This window comes from Burkholderia sp. BCC1972, assembly GCF_905339605.1.
Taxonomy (GTDB): Bacteria; Pseudomonadota; Gammaproteobacteria; order Burkholderiales; family Burkholderiaceae; genus Burkholderia.
This window is the reverse complement of sequence record NZ_CAJPGH010000003.1, coordinates 239218-258552: the sequence shown is the minus strand read 5'-3', so window position 1 is coordinate 258552 and position 19335 is coordinate 239218. Positions and strand designations below refer to the sequence as shown.

Below are 19335 nucleotides of genomic sequence, written 5' to 3'. Positions count from 1 at the left end.
GGCGCGTCACGCGCGTCGAACCGTCAGCCCGGCTTGCGCTCCCCGTTGCCGGGCGACGGCGGCCGGGCTGCCGTTTCGGGCGCGTTGCCGTTGTCGTTGTCGGTGGTGTTGTCGCCTTCACCGATTCCTGTGGGCCGCGATCCGTCCGCATAGGCAACGACGCTGCGCTGCGGATTCGCGATCCGGATGCCGCGTTCGCGGAACGTTTCCGCGATCCGCCGGTTGAATTCCCGCTGCACGCTCCAGCGCGTCGAGTCCGTGCACTGCATCTGTCCGGCCAGCGCGAGCGCTGCGCCGTCGACCTGGTCGATCCCCCAGTAGCTGAAGTCCGACAGGATGCCGTCGTGATACTTCGGATCGTCGCGCAACGCGGCGCCGATTTCCTTCAGTGTCGCGATCGCGCGATCGATGTCCTCGCCGTACGCGATGCTGACCTTGACGGCCGCGTTGCCGAGCCCGCGATTCGTATTGTTGACGGTCGTCACCGAGCTGAACGGGATCGTATACAGCGACCCGTCGCCCGCGCGCAGCCGCACGGTGCGGATCGACAGGTATTCGACCGTGCCCGACACGCCGGCAAGCGTGACCCAGTCGCCGACCTGCATCGCGTTTTCCATCAGCAGGAAGATTCCGGTGATGAAATCCTGCACGAGCTTCTGCGAGCCGAAGCCGAGCGCGACGCCGAAGATGCTCGCGCCGGCCAGCAACGGGCCGACGTTCACGCCGAGCTGGCTGAGGCCCGTCAGTACGACGACGAGCGCGATCATCACGAACAGCAGCGAACGCAGCATCGGCAGCAGCGTGCGCAGCCGCGCGGCGCGCACCAGGTTGCCTTCGCGCGTCCAGCGCTGCAGGCGGCGCTCGATCGCGATGTTCGCGGCTTCCCACACGACGAGCGCGACGAGTGCCGCGATCGCGATCGTCACCAATGCCGACGCGAGCCGGTGGCCGATCGTGCCGGTCTCGAACGCGCGGAAGACCGGCACCCCCCAGGTCTGCAGCAGCAGCACGAAGGTCACGATGCCGATCGCGCCCGATACGATCTGGCGCAGCAGCGGGTAATAGCGGTACGCGTGCAGATGAACGAGCGTGCGGTCTTCATCGCGGCCCTGGAACAGCCGCGCGAGTGCGCCGAACACGACGATCGACACCATCCGCATGCCGATCATTACGGCGATCGAGCGGCCGCCGAGCGTGATCAGCACGCGATAGCCGTTGTGGACGTCGAGCGCCCACACGAACCACAGCGCCATCACGACGAAGACCGACACGGGCGCCCACGCGTCCGCGAGCGCATTGCCGATCACGACGAAGGCCGGACGGTCCGCGCCGGCCGCGCGAATCCGCGCGGCGACGGGCTGGCGGCACCGCAGGATCAGCGCCGAGATCATCACGTGCCCGACGAGCGCGACGGCTTTCAGCAGTGCGACGTGGCCGGCTTCGCTGAGGCCGAAGCTGGCGGCGATCTCGACCGCGGCCGTGCACGCACCGACCACGATCACGATCCGCGCGATCGAGCGCTGCGCGAAATCGGCCCATGCATCGCTGATATGCAGCAGCCGCAACTGCCGCGCATCGGGCTGGAAGAACAGCCGGCTGACAATCGTGACGAGCCGGCAGATCACGTAGATGTCGATCAGCGCTTCGAGCGCGGATTCGATCGGCGTGCCCGTGTTACCGATCAGCGACATCGTCAGGCTCGCGACGCCGACGAACACGAGCAGCGGCACCGCGCGCAGCGCGAGGCTGACGAGCGCGCGCGGCATCCGGTACAGCAGCGTGGAGTGACGTCGCGCGTGGCCGCGGCTTTGCGACGCGGCGGGCGCAGCTTCGGCAGCGTCGGTGGCGCCGGGCGGGTCGGATGTGTCGGGCGGCGCGTGGTCGTCGTTGGAGGTGGCGGAAGCGGCCGCGGCGGGGCGCGATGCATCGGCGCGTCGTGCGGCTACCGCGGCCAGCGCGCGTCGCAGCAGCCGCTTCGCGAACCATTCGACGACAAGTGCGGGCACGAGCACGGCGAGGATGATCCAGATCGCGTGCGTGAGATCGGCGCGCTCGTCGGCGCGTACCAGCCTGTCATGCCACCAGTTGCCGACCGAGCCGACATCGAGCAGCGAGCGCAGCGATTCCTTCAGCGCGCTGCCGATTTCGACAGCCCAGCGCGACCCCTGGCGGACGAGCATCGACGCAAGCCCGTTCGACGTGAGCGCAGTCGGGGCCGCGGCCGCCGATGCGCCGCTGGCTGCGGCCGCTTCGCTGGCGGCGACCGCGGGCGCACTCAATACGCCGACGGCCGCGATCGCGCGCAGCGTCGTTTCGACTTGCGCGCGATCGCGCGGGTTTTCGAGCACATTGAGTGCCTGCCGGGCCTGTTGCGGCGTCAGCGCGGGCGCGGTGCCGGAGGCGGCCGGCGCAGCGGTTGGGGTGGGCGTGGCCGCATGGGCGGCCGACACGACGGCGGCAAGCAGCCAGCCGAGGAGGAAATGTCGCATGGAGTAGGCATGGGGGTGCGCATCGGCGCGCGGCCCGCCGGGCTGAACGATGGACGGAAGTTAACATGATCGCGACCGGAGCCGAATAGTTCCGTCGACGACCATTCGAATCGGGCATGGGCGAGGTGGCACGGGCGTTCGCGGCGCGTTCGCGCAGGCAAATGACTGATGCAGGCTTCAGAGGGGCCAACAGAACAGCGGGGAGGAAGGCTAGCGGTCGAATCGTAAGGCAATGGTAATGCTCGTTTCCCGTCGGAGCAGAGCTGTGCATTGCAACGTGAGCATTCGCCCGATCGTGCACGACGCGCGGGATGCCTTCGGATTCCTGATGAATCACCGATATTCGTCGTGAAATATCGGCAGCACATGTTCGGCGATTTCCTCGATGACCTCGCGTACCGGCCGGTCGGATCCCGGGTTCAGCGTGACATGATGCGTGCCCGCCGCACGCATGTCCTGCAGGATGTCGACCAACGCGCGGCGCCCGGTTGCGTAGCCGAGCGACAGCGCGATGGCCGATGCGTCGGGGTCCGCGGCGAGGTCGAGTCGCATCGACACGCCGAACGCACGAAATTCCGGCGCCGGAAGCCGGTCGACCGCCGCGCGCCATATCGAATGGCGTGCGCGCTGCGTGTCCGGATCGCGGTGGTACGTCATCCAGCCGATCGAGCGCCGCGCGATCCAGTCGACGCTTTGTCCGCCCGATCCGACCGCGAGCATCGGCACCGCGTCGCTGCCGCGCGGCAGCAGCATGAATTCGGGGGCGTCGGGCGGTGCTTCGTCGGGCAGCACGCGGGACGGCACGCCCAGCGCGGCCGCGACGACATCCCAGTGTGCGCGGTAGCGGTCGCGCCGCGTTTCCGCATCGACGCCGAACGCCGCATATTCGGGCGGCCGGTCGCCGGAGCCGAGCCCGAGAATGAAGCGTCCGCCGGACAGCGTCGCGACCGACAGCGCGCCTTTCGCGATATGCAGCGGATGACGCAGCGGCAGGACGATCGCGCCGCTCGCCAGCGCGATCCGCTGCGTGCGCGACGCCAGTGCGCCGAGCAGCACCCACGGGTCGAGATGGCCGACCGGGTCCGGGTAATCGGCGCTGTTCAACGGCACGTCGCGAATCCACAGCGCGCGAAAGCCGAGCGTATCGGCCAGTTCGGCGAGTTCGAGCTGCTCGTTGAAGTCGGCGACGATGTGGCCGCTGCGCAGCAGCGGCAGCGTGAGGCCGATCGACAGCTGTCCGTCCGAAAAGACGCGGCGGGCGACGTCAAGGCGGGCAGGGGCGGGCGTGGTCATGTCGGATCCTTGGAGGCGATGCAAGCGGATGCGCGGTGTTTCGTGTCCGAATGCTAGCGTGTTTGCGCACGGCGTGAGCCGCGCTGCATGCGTCGTCCCCGGCCCTACGCGATTCGCGGCGCCACGCCGCACAGCGTGAGGCCGGGTTCCGCGCCGGCATCGGCGGGCCGCTGCCGCTCGACGGCACGCATGGCCGGCCATCGTCGTGCCGGCGGGTGTTTCAGTTTCGAAACGTTCACGCTTCCTGACGGTGCGCGATCCCTTCCGGCGGTCTTGCAGATGCCCGCGGGGCCTTGCGGCGCGACGCATGGTGCACTCCTTGCATATCTGTATGGGCCGTGAGCGCGATCGCGGGGCGCAGTCGGCCTGACGATCGCTTCAGTGGGTCGGACATATCGAAAACGGGGACAAGAGAATGAAAAGAGACCGAATCGCAACGTGGCATGTTGCAAACATGAATCGCCGACCTGCCCGAATATTCGCTTCGCCGTTGATTGCGGCGACGTGAGCGCGCGGCTTTCCGTTCCATCCGAGCAATCGGGTTCGTTCTGAGCGACACGTGCATGCTTGACGCGCGAGGCCGACCGGCGACGGTCGGCCGTCGGGGATGAGCCTCCGAATGCATGCGGGTGGCTCCGGCCTGGATCCCGGATCGTCATGCCGTAGCGCAACGCGAGTCGTCGCGCGGCGGATGCGATTGCGCGCCGCGCGTCGCGGCGTGGCGTGGCGGACATGACCGGGATCGCACGGAAGCGCCGGCGGCGCAACGCAGCGCAGCGCGCAGCATTGCGGAACACGCGCAGTTCAGGGGAGGCGTTCACCGGTGGCCGCATGGCGGCCGTCGCAACTTTGTGCTGTCAGTTGATCCACTACCCCGATGGATCAATTGTTTAAGCGCCCATCGCCGCGTGGCGAATGGGCGTCTTTTTTTGTGCGCCGGTTTTGCACAGGGGCCGCCGGCCGGATCGTGCGGCGTTCTGTATCATGTGCTGGCGCGCGGGCCGCTCGTGCGGTCGCACGAGCCTGCCGGCGCGCCCGATCACGCGTTGCCAACATGAACGACAAAGCCTTGCAGGACCCTTCAACCGCCGGCGTCGACCCGGCCGCGCTCGATGCGCTGCATGCGTTCGTCGAGCGCCATCCGCGCCTGCTCGTGCTGACCGGGGCGGGCATCAGTACCGATTCCGGCATTCCGGGCTATCGCGACCGCAACGGCCAGTGGATGCGCTCGCCACCGATCCAGCTCCACGAATTCCTCGGCTCCGATGCCGCGCGGCGCCGCTACTGGGCGCGCAGCATGATCGGCTGGCCCGTCGTCGGCCGCGCGCAGCCGAACGGGTCGCACGTCGCACTGGCACGGCTCGGCGGCGCGGGCCGGATCGAGCGTCTCGTCACGCAGAACGTCGACGGCTTGCACCAGCGCGCGGGCAGCGACGACGTGATCGAGCTGCATGGCGGGATCAACGGCGTGACCTGCCTCGAATGCGGCGCGCACCATGCGCGCGCGACGATCCAGACGGTGCTCGAAGCCGACAATCCCGAACTGCTCGGTGCGCAGGCCGAGCCGGCCGCGGACGGCGACGCGCACCTCGAATGGGCCGCGCTCGACACGTTTCGCATTCCGGCGTGCCCTGCGTGCGGCGGCCTGCTGAAGCCGGCGGTCGTGTTCTTCGGCGAGAACGTGCCGCGCGAACGCGTGGCGCTGGCGTCGCAGGCGCTCGACGCGGCCGATGCGCTGCTCGTTGTCGGGTCGTCGCTGATGGTGTATTCCGGCTACCGCTTCTGCGTGTGGGCGCAGGCGCAGCAGAAGCCGGTCGCCGCGCTCAATCTCGGCCATACGCGCGCCGATCCGATGCTGACGCTGAAGGTCGAGGCGCACTGCGCACCGGCGCTCGACGCACTGACGGCCCGTCTGGGTCTCGGCGATCACACCCTGGAGCATGCATCGTGACCGGCGCTACCGCTTCGCCCGATCCCTCCGCGCGGTTGCTGGCGCCCGCGGCCGAACGCAACCGCGGGCCGATCCTCGACGTATTGCGCCGCGTACTGCCGGCGAGCGGCAGCGTGCTCGAGATCGCGAGCGGCACCGGCCAGCATGTCGTCCATTTCGCGCAGGCCCTGCCGGGCCTGCACTGGCAGCCGAGCGACCCCGACGAACAGGCGCGGCACTCGATCGCCGCGTGGGTCGCGCATGCGGGCCTCGCGAACGTCGCCGGGCCGCTGGCGTTCGACGTGCGCGAGGCAGCGTGGCCGGTCGCGGCACTCGACGCGATCGTCTGCATCAACATGATTCACATCTCGCCGTGGGCCTGCACGGAAGCGCTGTTCGCGGGCGCGGCGCGGCTGCTGCGACCGGGCGGCGTGCTGTTCCTGTACGGCCCGTACCGTCGCGAAGGCCGGCACACGGCGCCGTCGAACGAGGCCTTCGACCTGCAGTTGCGCAGCCGCGACCCGTCGTGGGGCGTGCGCGATCTCGAGACCGTCGTCGCGCTCGGCCTCGATCGCGGGCTTGACTGCAGCGAGGTCGTCGAGATGCCGGCGAACAACCTGAGCGTCGTGTTCCGGCGGCTGCCGCACGCGGAGCAATGACACGCAGGCGCGCATCGACGCCGGGTTTCCACTATCCTTTCGCCTGTGCGCGCGGCCCGGTTCGGGTCGCGCCCCGTTTTTTCCGGAGAATTGACTAATGGGCAAGCAAGCAATCGGTGTGATCGGGCTCGCGGTGATGGGCCGCAATCTCGCACTCAATATCGAGAGCCGCGGTTACGCGGTGTCGGTGTACAACCGCAGCCGCGAGAAAACCGACGAACTGATCGCAGAATTCCCCGGCCGCAACCTGGTGCCGACCTATACGCTCGAGGAATTCGTCGCGTCGCTCGAGACGCCGCGCCGGATCCTGATGATGGTGAAGGCCGGTGAAGCGACCGATGCGACGATCGCGTCGCTCAAGCCGCTGCTCGAGAAGGGCGACGTGCTGATCGACGGCGGCAATACGCACTTCACCGACACGATCCGCCGCAACCAGGAACTCGCGCAATCGGGCCTGCACTTCATCGGCACCGGCGTGTCGGGCGGCGAAGAGGGCGCATTGCGCGGCCCGTCGATCATGCCGGGCGGCCAGCGCGACGCGTACGACCTCGTCGAGCCGATCCTCAAGCAGATCGCCGCGAAGGCGCCGTCGGACGGCGAGCCGTGCGTCGCCTACATGGGCCCGGACGGTGCGGGCCACTACGTGAAGATGGTCCACAACGGCATCGAATACGGCGACATGCAGCTGATCGCCGAAAGCTACTCGGTGCTGAAGGACGTCGCGGGCCTGACCAACGACGAGCTCGGCGCGGTGTACACCGAATGGAACCAGGGCGAACTCGACAGCTACCTGATCGAGATCACGTCGAAGATCTTCGGCAAGAAGGACGAAGAGACCGGCAAGCACCTCGTCGACGTGATCCTCGATCGCGCCGCGCAGAAGGGCACCGGCAAGTGGACGAGCCAGAACGCGCTGGATCTCGGCGTGCCGCTGCCGCTCATCACCGAGTCGGTGTTCGCGCGCGTGCTGTCGTCGCTGAAGACCGAGCGCGTCGCGGCCAGCAAGATCCTGTCGGGCCCGGCCGCCGCACCGTTCGACGGTGACCGTGCCGCGTTCGTCGAGGCGGTGCGCCGCGCGCTGTACCTGAGCAAGGTCATCTCGTACGCGCAGGGCTTCGCGCAACTGCGCACCGCATCGGAAGAGTACGGCTGGAACCTCGATCTCGGGACGATCGCGAAGATCTTCCGCGCGGGCTGCATCATCCGCGCGCGCTTCCTGCAGAAGATCACGGACGCCTATGCGAAGGATCCCGCGCTCGCGAACCTGCTGCTCGATCCGTACTTCAAGGACATCGCCGCGAACTACCAGACGGCGCTGCGCGACGTCGTGGTCGCCGCGGTGAAGGCCGGCGTGCCGGTGCCGGCGTTCGCGTCGGCGGTCGCGTACTTCGACAGCTACCGTTCCGAGCGGCTGCCGGCGAACCTTGTGCAGGCGCAGCGCGACTTCTTCGGCGCGCACACGTTCGAGCGTACCGACAAGCCGGGCAGCTTCCACGCGAACTGGTCGTAACCGGCCCGCGGGGGCAGCATTGTTGCGAAAATCTATTCTTTGAATAGGGTTTTTCTATCCCGGATGCCGACATTGTTGGCTCCGGGGAAACAGTGTTTTCGTTCTTTCATGGTTTTCCCTAGGTGCTGCCGGGACTAAACTCTGTTCCATCGCTGCAGACATGGTGTGTGCGGCGGAGCAAAAAAAGTCCCGGAGGTAATCATGAAATCGCTGATCGCAACGTTCGCTGCAGCTGCTGTCCTCGTCGTTCCCGCCGTCTCGTTCGCCCAACAGAACGCGCCCGTCACCCGTGCACAGGTGAAGGCCGATCTCGTCGCCGTCCAGCAGGCCGGCTACAAGCTGGGCAGCGACCGCACGAACTACCCGGAAGGCATCCAGGCAGCCGAAGCACGTCTGAACCCGCAACAAAACGTTGCCGCTGCCGACACGACCGGCTACGGCGCGCAACCGGCCGCCGCGCAAGAATCGGGCGCACCGGCTGTTGCAAAGACCGGCTGGCAAGTCAAGCGTATCGCTGACGGCGCACCGGTCTACAAGGGTCGTTAATGGTGCGGCCGCTCCGACGGCCGGATCCGACCCCCTGTAGTACAAACAGCCCGTCGTTCCGTTATGCGGAACGACGGGCTGTTTTCATTGGCGGCGCGTGACGCGCCGGCGCTCAATGCAGCGGGCGGCGGCCGCGCCCGATATCGCGGAACAGCGCTTCGGCCGGTTCCAGTACCTGCAGCCACGTTTCGTCGTAGCCGCTCAGCGTGTCGAGTGCGTCGCGCAGCCGTTCGATCGCGAGGACCGGCAGCTCGACGCTGTGGCGCGTGGCGCCCGTCATGTGCGCGACGCTCGCCAGCTGGACGAGCGCATCGGCCGCCTCGGCGACATCGGTCGCGAACAGCAGGTGCCGGTTGAGCAATTCGACCAGGCCGCTGGAGCCGGCGAAATCGTCGGCGTCGAGCTGCACGGAAAGAAACGTCGCGTTGTTCATTGTCATGCTCCTCGTTGTCGTTGGATCGCGCGCTGCGTCATCGAGTATAGGCGGCGATCGAAGAGGGGAATGTGACGGGGACGAGACGGCCGGCGCACGCGCGGCGGCGCGGGCCGAAAACCCGCGCGGCGCGGCTCGCAGGCCGTCGCCACACTCATGCGGCACTGCAAGATTGTTGCCGCAACAGGCAGCCGATGCAGTCCTGACCGCGACAAATGGTATCTTTGCCGGTCGGAGCGACACTGAAAAGTGCGGAAAAGGGGCCGGTGAGCCCATTCGCACCGACGTTCCGCTGTGGAAACTGACGGCCGCGAGAGCGGTCGGATACTGGTTGGTCCGGCCGTCCGGCCGGACATCGTGCGGCGCACACCGGGGGGCGGTGGGCGGCGCTACGACGCAAATCCGGGAGGACCCTTGAGAGAAACTATTCCCATCCACGATGCGCTGACGCGCTGGTTGCCGCAGGCGGCGCTCGTCGCTGCAGCCGTCGCGCTGTCGGGCTGTACGCTGACGCCGTGGACCGACAGCTGGCAACCGGCGCGCCAGTCGACCCCGATGTCGGCTGCGACGCCGGGCGTGATCGCCGGCTATTACCGCGTGAACCCGGGCGATACGCTCGCGGGCGTAGCGAGCGCCTACGGGCAACGCGTGCAGGACGTGGCCAGCTGGAACCACATGGCGCCGACCGACGCCCTGTCGCCCGGCCAGGTGCTGCGCGTGGCGCCGCCGTCTGCCGCACCGTCGCCCGGGCAGCCGCCTGCCGTGCCGGGCTCGCTCGCGTGGCCGGCAACGGGCGTCGTCGCGACGCCGTTCGCGGCAGGCAAGGCGCGCGGCATCGTGATCGCCGCATCCGGGCCCGACCACTCGGTGCGGGCCGCGGCGAACGGGCGCGTGGTCTACGCCGGGTCCGGCGTCAAGGCGTACGGCCCGCTCGTGATCCTGAAGCACGACAACGGCCTCATCACGGCCTACGGGCACAACGGCAAGCTGCTCGTCAACGAAGGCGACGCGGTGCGCCAGGGCCAGCCGGTCGCCGAAATGGGCACCGACGCGAGCGGCCGTTCGACGTTCGAGTTCGAAGTCCGCCAGAACGGCAAGGTCGTCGATCCGATGAACTTCCTGCCGCGCAACGGCGGCTGACGACCCGCAGTACCGCGTGTGCGCCGGGCGGCGCACACGCTCCCGCCTTCATCCCTCCTTGAGTGTCGCGGTACCGGACTGTCTCGCGTGATTGCCGAGCCAGCGGATGCCCAATGCGAGCGCCGCCGCGCCCAGCGCGATCAGCGAACACTGGATCGCGACCGGCAGGTAGCCGTGCGGCCGCGGATCGACGAACGGGTAGGGGTACCAGTTCTCCACTGCGCCGCGCACGAGCGTATAGCCGAGATAGACGAGCGGAAAACCGAGCCAGGCGAACGCGCTGCTGCGTGCGATCGGCCGGCGCGGCTCCACGTACAGCCAGTCGCACAGCATCACGAGCGGCACGATCCGGTGCAGCACCCAGTTGTTGAACGCCGGCGTGACGTGGCGCAGCGCATCGGGCCGCGCCAGCAGGAGTTCGTAGACGATCGCGGTGATCAGCACGTACAGCACGGCCGCGCCGCGCATCGATTCGTAGCGGGCCGAGCCGGGGCGCGCGATGCGCCACAGCCCCGCGGCCAGCATCGCGGCCGCGTAGAGGCTGCTCAGTTGCGTGAAGTAGCTGAGGTAGTTGCCGAGATGGAAGTTCGGCAGGTGCCAGTAGTCGGCGATGCTGTGCACGGTCGTGGACACCGCGAGCAACGCGGCGGTCAGCCGATAGGCCGCAACGAAGAACGCTTTGCTCATGATGCCCGCGCGCCGTCGCACCAAAGCTTCATCGTGCCACAGCCGCTTGCGCGCGCGATGCGGATTTTCCATATGAGGGACGCGCGCGGGGCGCGCCGCCGATTCGTCGGATATTTGACCGCGCCGCGTAAAACCGGACGCCCGTGCGGCTACAATCGCGAAAGCCTGGCCGGGCGCAGGGCCGGTTGCCGCCCGCGCTCCTTCCCGCATACGACACACGAGACGAAGCATGAGAAACATCCTCGCGAAACAGACGCGCTACAGCTCGCCCGCGATCTTCTTCCACTGGGCCATCTTCGTGCTGGTGGCGCTGGCCTACCTGGCCATCGAGATCCGCGGCCCGAAAGGCAGTGACAGCCGCGTGTTCTGGATGAACGTGCACCTCACCGCGGGCACGTTCGTGCTCGTGCTGTCGGTGTTGCGCGTGCTGTGGCGCGCCGTCAGCCGCGTGCCGGAAGCCATTCCGCAGGCGCTGCTGCTGCGCTGGCTGTCGAGGCTCGCGCATCTCGCGCTCTACGTGTTCATCATCGCGCAACCGCTGCTCGGCATCATGATGATCAACCTGGGCGGCAAGCCGGTGTCGCTCGACTGGCTCGGCGTGTCGTTCACGCTGTTCGGCCCCGACAAGGCGCTGCGGCCGACGATCAAGGAGGCGCACGAACTGATCGGCAACGCGTTCTACTTCGTGATCGGCCTGCATGCGCTGGCCGCGCTGTATCACCATTTCATCCGGCGCGACGACGTGCTGCGGCGCATGGCACCCTGATCGCCGCGTTCCGGGCGCATTTCGCAGGCGGGGGCGCATGGTTGTGCTGACAACCATGCGCCCCCGGTCCGTTTACCGGCACGGGTGGCTGGTCATCGCGTTGAACATTCTGTAACATCTCGGCTGCTTTTACATTCCGCTTACTCGTCGCCGCGCATGCTGCACCGACATCGTCACCTGACCGCCTGGCTCGGCGTGCTCGCGATCTGGATCGCGATCGCGGCGCCGCTGGTGTCGCAGTGGCGCATCGCGCAGGCGGCCACGCCGGACGCCATCGTCTGCAGTGCAGAGCATGGTGCGCATCGGTCGGCCGATACGCGCAGCATGCACGATCACGCGCTGCATCTCGACGCGTGCGGCTACTGCGGTTTCTTCGCCCACAGCCCCGCGATCGGCGCGCCTGCCGCCGCATCGTTCGCTGCCATTCCCGCCGTTTCCGTGTCCGCCGCCGCGCCGTCCTCCGTCGCGGCGCGCGCCGACCGCTATCCGCGCGCGTATCCACGCGCACCGCCCGAGCGCGCCTGACGCGCTGTTATCCGTTCTTACCACCGCCGATATCCGTGCGGCCCGTCGCGGCCGCGTGGAGGGCGTCACTCGGGCTTTCGATCATGACCAATTTCCAGTTGCGTGCGCCGCGGGCGTCACGCAATGCCTGTGCGCGGCGCGTGCCGCGCATGTTGAAACTTACCGTTCCTGCGCTCGCTGCCGGCGCGCTGGCAGCGAGCGCCGCGGCGGCCGAAACGGCGCGCGCTGACGTCGCGCCCGTGAACGAGTCGGCCGCGCTGCTGCCGCCCGTCGAGGTCGTCGCGTCGCCGCTGTCCACGCCGCTCGTCGTCGTCACGGATCCGAAGGCGCCGCGCCAGCCGCTGCCCGCCAGCGACGGCGCGGATTACCTGAAGACGATCCCCGGCTTCACGTCGATCCGCAGCGGCGGCACGAACGGCGACCCCGTGCTGCGCGGGATGTTCGGTTCGCGCTTGAACATCCTGGCGAACGGGATGCCGACACTCGGCGCATGCCCGAACCGGATGGATGCGCCGACGTCGTACATCGCACCGGAAAGCTACGACAAGGTCACCGTCGTGAAGGGGCCGCAGTCCGTGCTGTACGGCCCCGGCGCGTCGGCCGGCACCGTGCTGTTCGAGCGCGTGACGCCGCGCTTCGAGCGTCCGGGCATGCGTTTCGACGGCAGCCTGGTCGGCGGGTCGTTCGGTCGCAACGACCAGAACATCGACTTGACGGCCGGCACGCCGGACGTCTACGGCCGCGTGACCGCGAACCACGCGCATTCGCAGGACTACAAGGACGGCAACGGCAACACGGTGCCGTCGCAGTGGGACAAGTGGAATGCCGACGCGGCGCTCGGCTGGGCGCCCGACGACCACACGCGCGTCGAGCTGACCGCCGGCACCGGCGACGGCTATGCGCGTTACGCGGGCCGCGGGATGGACGGTGCGCATTTCCGCCGCGAGACCTTCGGGCTGTCGTTCGACAAGCGGCACCTCGGCGACGTGCTCGACCGGATCGAGGCGCGCGTGTACTACAACGAAGCCGATCACGTGATGGACAACTACACGTTGCGGCAGCCCGACCCGACCAGCAGCATGCCGATGCGGATGGCGGCCGACGTGCGGCGCCGCACGGTCGGTGCGCGCGCGGCCGCGACGTTCCGTTTCGGCGACGACTTCAAGCTCGTGACGGGTGTCGACGCGCAATCGAACCGGCTCGATTCGCGTTCGTCGATGGGGCGGCAGGACTACCGCGACCAGCCGTGGGATGCGCAGGCGACGATGTGGAACGCGGGCGCGTTCGGCGAGCTGACGTGGTATGCGAGCGAAGTGTCGCGCGTGATCGGCGGCGCGCGCATCGACTACGCGAGCGCTCGCGACAAACGCGCGATGACGAGCGGGATGATGACGAGCAAGCCGAACCCGACCTTCGACGACGATCGCGCGCGCGTGCTGCCGAGCGGCTTCGTGCGCTACGAGCGCGATCTCGCGTCGCTACCCGTCACGTGGTACGCGGGGATCGGACATGCGGAGCGCTATCCCGACTATTGGGAGCTGTTCTCCGCGAAGCGCGGGCCGGCCGGTTCGGTCAACGCGTTCTCGGCGGTGCAGCCGGAGAAGACCACGCAGGTCGACATCGGCGCGCAGTACAAGAGCGACCGGTTCGATGCATGGGTATCGGCGTACGCGGGCTACGTGCAGGACTTCATCCTGTTCAACTACGCGGCCGGGATGATGGGCCCGACCACGCAGGCGACCAACGTGAATGCGCAGATCATGGGCGGTGAAGCGGGTGTGTCGTGGCGGCCTGTTGCGCCGCTGCGCGTCGAGACGTCGCTCGCGTATGCGTGGGGGCGTAACGTGGCGAGCGGCGATCCGCTGCCGCAGATGCCGCCGCTCGAGGCGCGCATCGGGCTCGAGTACACGCGCGGTGCATGGTCGGCCGGCGGCCTGTGGCGGATCGTTGCGCCGCAGCATCGCTATGCGCTGAACGAGGGCAACGTGGTCGGCAAGGACTTCGGTCCGAGCGCCGGATTCGGCGTGCTGTCGCTGCATACGCAATACAACGTCAGCAAGACCGTGCAGATCTCGGTCGGCGTCGACAACGTGCTGAACAAGGCCTACACCGAGCACCTGAACCTCGCCGGCAACGCGGGCTTCGGCTATCCGGCGAACGCGCCGGTGATGGAGCCGGGCCGGACCGCCTGGGTGCGCGTGAGCGCGAAGCTGTAGCGTGCGGCACGTGTGCATTGCAGCATGCACGCGCATGAACGCGGCCCCGCCCGAACGGGCGGGGCGCGTCAACCGATTAGAGAACCGTATCTAGTCAGGGGGCAAACGTTCGCGACTCGTGATTCACTCCCGCATTCGACGCACACGGTGCGCGCGATGCAGCGTGCGTGTCGATCCGGTGTCATTCGCACCGGCAGCACAATAATCAGGAGAACATGCATGGCCAGATCGATGCGTTCCAGGGTAATGGCAGGGGCAGTGGCATGCGCGATGAGCGTCGCGCCGTTCGCGGGAACGACCGCGCTGACGACGCTCGCGACGACACAATCGGCAGTGGCGGCGAGCGCGCCCGCCGACAACTACGCGGCGACGCGTTATCCGATCATCCTCGTGCACGGGCTCACGGGCACCGACAAGTACGCCGGCGTGCTCGAGTACTGGTACGGCATCCAGGAGGATCTGCAGCAGCACGGCGCGACCGTCTACGTCGCGAACCTGTCGGGCTTCCAGAGCGACGACGGCCCGAACGGGCGCGGCGAACAGCTGCTCGCCTACGTGAAGACGGTACTCGCCGCGACGGGGGCGCCCAAGGTCAATCTCGTCGGCCACAGCCAGGGCGGGCTGACGTCGCGCTATGTGGCGGCCGTCGCGCCCGACCTCGTCGCATCGGTGACGACGATCGGCACGCCGCATCGCGGCTCCGAGTTCGCGGACTTCGTGCAGAGCGTGCTCGCGTACGATCCGACCGGGCTGTCGTCGACGGTGATCGCCGCGTTCGTCAATGTATTCGGCATCCTGACGAGCAGCAGTCACAACACGAACCAGGACGCGCTTGCATCGCTGAAGACGCTGACGACCGCGCAGGCGGCGACCTACAACCAGAACTATCCGAGCGCGGGCCTTGGCGCATCGGGCAGCTGCCAGACCGGCGCACCGACGGAAACGGTCGGCGGCAACACGCATCTGCTGTATTCGTGGGCCGGCACGGCGATCCAGCCGACGCTGTCGCTGTTCGGCGTGACGGGGGCGCAGGACACGAGCACCATTCCGCTCGTCGATCCCGCCAACGCGCTCGATCCGTCGACACTCGCGCTGTTCGGCACCGGCACGGTGATGATCAACCGCGGCTCGGGCCAGAACGACGGGCTCGTGTCGCAGTGCAGCGCGCTGTACGGCAAGGTGCTGAGCACGCGCTACAAGTGGAACCACATCGACGAGATCAACCAGCTGCTCGGCGTGCGCGGTGCGTATGCGGAAGATCCGGTCGCGGTGATCCGCACGCATGCGAACCGGCTGCAGCTCGCGGGCGTGTAATCGATGACCGCACGTGAAGGGCGCGCGCCGCTGGCGCGGCGCGCAGCAGTCTACGGTGTCGTGGGGCTGGCGGCGATCGCCGGCGTCGCGATGTGGAGCGGGGCGGGCTGGCATCGCGGGGCGGGTGCCGCCGGTGACGCACCGGATGCGACAGCGGTGGGCGGCGTGCCGGTCGCATCGCCGCAGGCCGCCGTGCCGGCGAGCACGGGCCTGCCGCCGTCGCTGGCCGGTTCCAGCGCGCCGCGGCTGCCGCTCGATGCTGGCGGCCATCTCGCGAAGTCGCGCGCGGTGCGCGATTTCTTCGACTATTGCCTGACCGCGCAGAGCGATTTGAGCGCGGCCGTGCTCGATGCGTTCGTCGTGCGCGAGGTCGCCGCGCAGCTCGACGGCACGGTCGCGCAGGCCGAGGCGCTCGACGTGTGGCACCGCTACCGTGCGTATCTCGACGCGCTCGCGAAATTGCGCGATGCCGGCGCGGTCGACAAGGCCGACCTCGGCGCGTTGCAGCTTGCACTCGATCAGCGCGCGTCGATTGCGTACCGCACGCTCGGCGACTGGAGCGAGCCGTTCTTCGGTGCGGAGCAGTGGCGGCAGCGCTACGACCTCGCACGGCTGAAGATCACTGAGGATCGCTCACTGACCGATGCGCAGAAGGCCGAGCGGCTCGCGGCGCTCGAGCAGCAGATGCCGGCCGGCGAACGGGCGGCGCAGCAGCGGATCGACCGGCAGCGCGCGGCGATCGACCAGATCGCGCAATTGCAGAAGAGCGGCGCGACGCCCGACACGATGCGCGCGCAGCTGACGCAGACGCTCGGCCCCGACGCCGCCGCGCGCGTCGCGCAGATGCAGCAGGACGATGCATCGTGGCAGCGCCGCTATGCGGACTACGCGGCGCAGCGTGCGCAGATCGAATCGGCGGGGTCGTCGCAGCAGGATCGCGACGCGCAGATCGCCGCGCTGCGGCAGCGCGTGTTCACGAAGCCCGGCGAAGCCGTGCGCGCGGCATCGCTCGACCGCGCGGCCGGCAGCACGCAATGATGGGGCCGTTGCCGCGTGTGGCCGGTCTGGTGCGGCCTTACGCGGCGCGCGTGATGTCGCGCGGCAGATGCCGCTCGATGGTATCGGCGAGCGTGTCGAACGCGGGCCCGATGCCTTCGTGCGCGACGCATGCATAGCCGAGCAGCAGGCCCTGCCGCGCGGTGTCGAGGCTGCTGTAGTAGCTGGTGAGCGGGCGCACGATCACGCCCGCATCGAACGCGCTCTGGGTGACCGCACGATCGTCGCACGCGTCGGGCAGGCCGAGCACCAGATGCAGGCCGGCCTCGTCGCCCATCACGGGCAGCGCTTCGCCGAAGCGTGCGCGGATCGCGTCGATCATCAGTTGCCGGCGCTCGCCGTACAGCGTCCGCATTCGTCTGACGTGCGAAGTGAGGTGGCCGTCCATGATGAATTCGGCGAGCACGGCCTGCTGCATCAGCTGGCCCTCGCGGTAGAGCTCGGACAATCCGGTGCGGAACGTATCGACCAGATGTTCGGGCACCACCATGTAGCCCATCCGCAGCCCCGGAAACAGCATCTTGCCGAGGCTGCCGACGTAGATCACGCGGCCGCCGTCGTCGAGCCCCTGCAGCGACGCGAGCGGACGGCTGCCGTAGCGGAATTCGCTGTCGTAGTCGTCCTCGATGATCCAGCAGCGGTGCTGGCGCGCGTATTCGAGCAGCATCCGGCGCCGCGCGAGACTCATCACCATGCCAAGCGGGTACTGATGCGACGGCGTGACGAGCACGAGTCGCGGCGGATGCTGCATGTCGCTCACGCGCGGGTCGAGCCCTTCCTGGTCGACCGGCACCGGTGCGAGCGAGAGGCCGGCCGCCTGCAGCACGCTGCGCACGCCCCAGTAGCACGGCTCCTCGACCCACGCGCGATCGCCGATGTCGGACAGCAGCCGCACCGCGAGATCGATCGACTGGTGAATACCCGTCGTGATGATCACCTGGTCCGGCGAGCATTTGACCGAGCGCGCGACCCGCAGGTAATCGGCAAGTGCGCGCCGCAACGGCCGGTAGCCGCCGCCCGGCGCATAGGTCAGCAATTCGGGATTGGCTTCCTTCCACAGCCGCGCCTGCAGGCGGCTCCACGTGCGGCTCGGAAATTCCGACACGTCCGGCACGCCCGGCATGAACGCCCCCCACTGGCGCCGCGACACGCCTGCGTGCTCGATCAGTTGCCGCCCACGTGTCGACAGGCTGCCCTGCGCATCCGGCGGCGGCAGCTCGTCGGCGGCCGACGGCGCCGGCGCGGTGCCCGGCGCGTGGATCGCCGCGGCGTCCGGCCGCGTGTCGGCCACATAGGTGCCGCTGCCGGTCGTCGTCAGCACGTAGCCTTCGGCCGTCAGCTGGTCGTACACGTGCAGCACGGTATTGCGCGCGATCGACAGGTCGCCCGCGAGCGTGCGCGAGCTCGGCAGCTTCGTCCCTGGCCCCAATTCTCCGGTCAGGATGGCCTGCTGCATCAGCTGCAGCAGCTGCCGGTACATCGGCTCCGGCGAGCTGCGGTCGAGGCGGGCGGAGAGCCAGTCGGCGACGATCACGGTATCCAAAGTGGTCCTACTTGGAATATTGAAATGGTTCCCTAGTATAGAACCGTGAGGGCCGTATAGTGGGTCCATCTCAAAAACGTTTTGTCGCGAAGCAAGGGGACAGCCACGATGAAGTCCGATGATGTGATCGTCAGCTTTCGCGGCGTGCGGAAGACCTACGATGGTGAAACGCTGGTCGTCAAATCGCTCGACCTCGACATCCGCCGCGGGGAATTCCTGACGCTGCTCGGGCCGTCGGGTTCGGGCAAGACCACCTGCCTGATGATGCTCGCCGGCTTCGAATTCCCGACCGGCGGCGAGATCCGCCTCGACGGCGAGCTGCTGAACAACGTGCCGCCGCACAAGCGCAACATCGGCATGGTGTTCCAGAACTATGCGCTGTTCCCGCACCTGACGGTCGAGCAGAACGTCGCGTATCCGCTGACCGTGCGCAAGCTGCCGGCCGGCGAGCGCGCGGAACGCGTCGCGCACGCGCTGAAGATGGTGCAGATGGAGCGCTTCGCGAAACGCTATCCGGCGCAGCTGTCGGGTGGCCAGCAGCAGCGCATCGCACTGGCGCGCGCGCTCGTGTTCGAGCCGAAGCTGGTGCTGATGGACGAGCCGCTCGGCGCGCTCGACAAGCAGTTGCGCGAACACATGCAGTACGAACTGAAGGCGCTGCACGAAAAGCTCGGCGTGACCTTCGTGTACGTGACGCACGACCAGGGCGAGGCGCTGACGATGTCCGACCGCGTCGCCGTGTTCGACAAGGGCATCGTGCAGCAGCTCGACACCGTCGACCGCCTGTACGAATCGCCGTGCAACGAGTTCGTCGCCAACTTCATCGGCGACAGCAACCGGCTGCGCGGCACCATCGCGCGCGTCGACGGCGAGTTCTGCGAATTCCGCCTCGACGACGGCACGAAGCTCGTCGGCCGCCATATCGGCGAAGCCGCCGAGGGCGCGTCGGCCGTCGCGTGCATTCGCCCCGAACGCATGAGCCTTGCCGCGCACGGCGCGAATGGCGCGAATGGCGCCGCCGCCAATTGCCTGAGCGGCGAAGCGCGCAGCCTCATCTATTTCGGCGATCACGTGCGCATGCGCTGCGCGCTGCCGGGCCAGGACGAATGTTTCGTGAAGGTGCCGCTCGGCACCGGCGCGCTCGACGCGTTCTCGCCCGGCGCGCCGGTCTCGCTCGCATTCGCACCCGAACACCTGCGCGTGTTCGCGTAACCGCGGTTTCCCCGTT

Annotated in this window: 16 protein-coding genes; 11 read left to right on the top strand and 5 right to left on the bottom strand. The window is 68.3% G+C overall.

All coding sequences use genetic code 11. The annotated features are described in order from the left end of the window. Positions 1-23: 23 nt before the first annotated feature. Positions 24-2489, bottom strand: coding sequence for a mechanosensitive ion channel family protein (locus U5798_RS06845; protein WP_322081620.1), 2466 nt, complete (start codon positions 2487-2489; stop codon positions 24-26). 333 nt (positions 2490-2822) lie between these two features. Continuing rightward, the gene (locus U5798_RS06840) at positions 2823-3782 is read right to left on the bottom strand and encodes an LLM class oxidoreductase (protein ID WP_322081619.1); all 960 of its coding nucleotides are present in this window, start codon (positions 3780-3782) and stop codon (positions 2823-2825) included. A gap of 1054 nt (positions 3783-4836) precedes the next feature. On the opposite strand from U5798_RS06840, the gene U5798_RS06835 reads away from it, so the two are divergent. The 4 genes from U5798_RS06835 to U5798_RS06820 all read left to right on the top strand — a co-directional run bounded on the left by U5798_RS06835 (position 4837) and on the right by U5798_RS06820 (position 8427). Next, complete coding sequence (locus tag U5798_RS06835) at positions 4837-5733, top strand: NAD-dependent protein deacetylase (protein WP_322081618.1); 897 nt, start codon at positions 4837-4839, stop codon at positions 5731-5733. Then, a complete protein-coding gene (locus U5798_RS06830; RefSeq protein ID WP_124446551.1) occupies positions 5730-6371 on the top strand; it encodes a DUF938 domain-containing protein in 642 nt (213 codons plus the stop codon). Before U5798_RS06835 ends, U5798_RS06830 begins: the two co-directional genes overlap by 4 nt. 97 nt (positions 6372-6468) lie before the next feature. Continuing rightward, positions 6469-7881 (top strand): NADP-dependent phosphogluconate dehydrogenase, encoded by a 1413-nt coding sequence (gene gndA, locus U5798_RS06825; RefSeq protein WP_027791098.1) that lies wholly within the window; start codon positions 6469-6471, stop codon positions 7879-7881. Positions 7882-8082: 201 nt separating this feature from the next. Further along, positions 8083-8427 carry a DUF4148 domain-containing protein gene (locus U5798_RS06820; RefSeq protein WP_322081617.1) on the top strand — a complete coding sequence of 115 codons (345 nt, stop codon included), beginning with the start codon at positions 8083-8085 and terminating at the stop codon, positions 8425-8427. 112 nt (positions 8428-8539) lie between these two features. Here the strand turns inward: U5798_RS06820 and U5798_RS06815 are convergent, their stop codons facing one another. After that, positions 8540-8860 carry a hypothetical protein gene (locus U5798_RS06815; RefSeq protein ID WP_124446555.1) on the bottom strand — a complete coding sequence of 107 codons (321 nt, stop codon included), beginning with the start codon at positions 8858-8860 and terminating at the stop codon, positions 8540-8542. A 414-nt stretch (positions 8861-9274) separates the two neighbouring features. On the opposite strand from U5798_RS06815, the gene U5798_RS06810 reads away from it, so the two are divergent. Beyond that, positions 9275-10000, top strand: a complete 726-nt coding sequence (locus U5798_RS06810) for a peptidoglycan DD-metalloendopeptidase family protein (protein WP_322081616.1) — start codon at positions 9275-9277, stop codon at positions 9998-10000. 48 nt (positions 10001-10048) lie between these two features. Here U5798_RS06810 and U5798_RS06805 read toward each other — a convergent pair whose 3' ends face one another. Continuing rightward, positions 10049-10687: a Pr6Pr family membrane protein gene (locus U5798_RS06805; RefSeq protein ID WP_124446559.1), complete on the bottom strand. Its 639-nt coding sequence runs from the start codon at positions 10685-10687 to the stop codon at positions 10049-10051. 229 nt (positions 10688-10916) lie between these two features. Between U5798_RS06805 and U5798_RS06800 the strand changes: the two genes are divergently transcribed. From U5798_RS06800 to U5798_RS06780, 5 genes are all read left to right on the top strand, one after another. Then, complete coding sequence (locus U5798_RS06800; RefSeq protein WP_322081615.1) at positions 10917-11453, top strand: cytochrome b; 537 nt, start codon at positions 10917-10919, stop codon at positions 11451-11453. Positions 11454-11609: 156 nt separating this feature from the next. Then, positions 11610-11978 (top strand): DUF2946 domain-containing protein, encoded by a 369-nt coding sequence (locus tag U5798_RS06795; protein WP_322081614.1) that lies wholly within the window; start codon positions 11610-11612, stop codon positions 11976-11978. Between the two features lie 83 nt (positions 11979-12061). Further along, positions 12062-14194, top strand: a complete 2133-nt coding sequence (locus U5798_RS06790) for a TonB-dependent copper receptor (protein ID WP_322081613.1) — start codon at positions 12062-12064, stop codon at positions 14192-14194. A gap of 219 nt (positions 14195-14413) precedes the next feature. After that, complete coding sequence (locus U5798_RS06785) at positions 14414-15508, top strand: triacylglycerol lipase (RefSeq protein ID WP_322081612.1); 1095 nt, start codon at positions 14414-14416, stop codon at positions 15506-15508. A 3-nt stretch (positions 15509-15511) separates the two neighbouring features. Further along, a complete protein-coding gene (locus tag U5798_RS06780) occupies positions 15512-16546 on the top strand; it encodes a lipase secretion chaperone (protein ID WP_322081611.1) in 1035 nt (344 codons plus the stop codon). Positions 16547-16583: 37 nt separating this feature from the next. Here the strand turns inward: U5798_RS06780 and U5798_RS06775 are convergent, their stop codons facing one another. Next, a complete protein-coding gene (locus U5798_RS06775) occupies positions 16584-18107 on the bottom strand; it encodes a PLP-dependent aminotransferase family protein (protein WP_124446570.1) in 1524 nt (507 codons plus the stop codon). Between the two features lie 108 nt (positions 18108-18215). Between U5798_RS06775 and U5798_RS06770 the strand changes: the two genes are divergently transcribed. Next, positions 18216-19319, top strand: a complete 1104-nt coding sequence (locus U5798_RS06770) for an ABC transporter ATP-binding protein (protein ID WP_124446572.1) — start codon at positions 18216-18218, stop codon at positions 19317-19319. The last annotated feature ends 16 nt before the right edge of the window (positions 19320-19335 follow it).

Coding starts and splice junctions, on each gene's coding strand:
- U5798_RS06835 (WP_322081618.1), top strand. CDS start 4,837: ATGAACGACAAAGCCTTGCAGGACCCTTCAACCGCCGGCGTCGACCCG.
- U5798_RS06805 (WP_124446559.1), bottom strand. CDS start 10,687: ATGAGCAAAGCGTTCTTCGTTGCGGCCTATCGGCTGACCGCCGCGTTG.
- U5798_RS06800 (WP_322081615.1), top strand. CDS start 10,917: ATGAGAAACATCCTCGCGAAACAGACGCGCTACAGCTCGCCCGCGATC.
- U5798_RS06790 (WP_322081613.1), top strand. CDS start 12,062: ATGACCAATTTCCAGTTGCGTGCGCCGCGGGCGTCACGCAATGCCTGT.
- U5798_RS06840 (WP_322081619.1), bottom strand. CDS start 3,782: ATGACCACGCCCGCCCCTGCCCGCCTTGACGTCGCCCGCCGCGTCTTT.
- U5798_RS06815 (WP_124446555.1), bottom strand. CDS start 8,860: ATGAACAACGCGACGTTTCTTTCCGTGCAGCTCGACGCCGACGATTTC.
- U5798_RS06795 (WP_322081614.1), top strand. CDS start 11,610: ATGCTGCACCGACATCGTCACCTGACCGCCTGGCTCGGCGTGCTCGCG.
- U5798_RS06785 (WP_322081612.1), top strand. CDS start 14,414: ATGGCCAGATCGATGCGTTCCAGGGTAATGGCAGGGGCAGTGGCATGC.
- U5798_RS06845 (WP_322081620.1), bottom strand. CDS start 2,489: ATGCGACATTTCCTCCTCGGCTGGCTGCTTGCCGCCGTCGTGTCGGCC.
- U5798_RS06780 (WP_322081611.1), top strand. CDS start 15,512: ATGACCGCACGTGAAGGGCGCGCGCCGCTGGCGCGGCGCGCAGCAGTC.
- gndA (WP_027791098.1), top strand. CDS start 6,469: ATGGGCAAGCAAGCAATCGGTGTGATCGGGCTCGCGGTGATGGGCCGC.
- U5798_RS06770 (WP_124446572.1), top strand. CDS start 18,216: ATGAAGTCCGATGATGTGATCGTCAGCTTTCGCGGCGTGCGGAAGACC.
- U5798_RS06820 (WP_322081617.1), top strand. CDS start 8,083: ATGAAATCGCTGATCGCAACGTTCGCTGCAGCTGCTGTCCTCGTCGTT.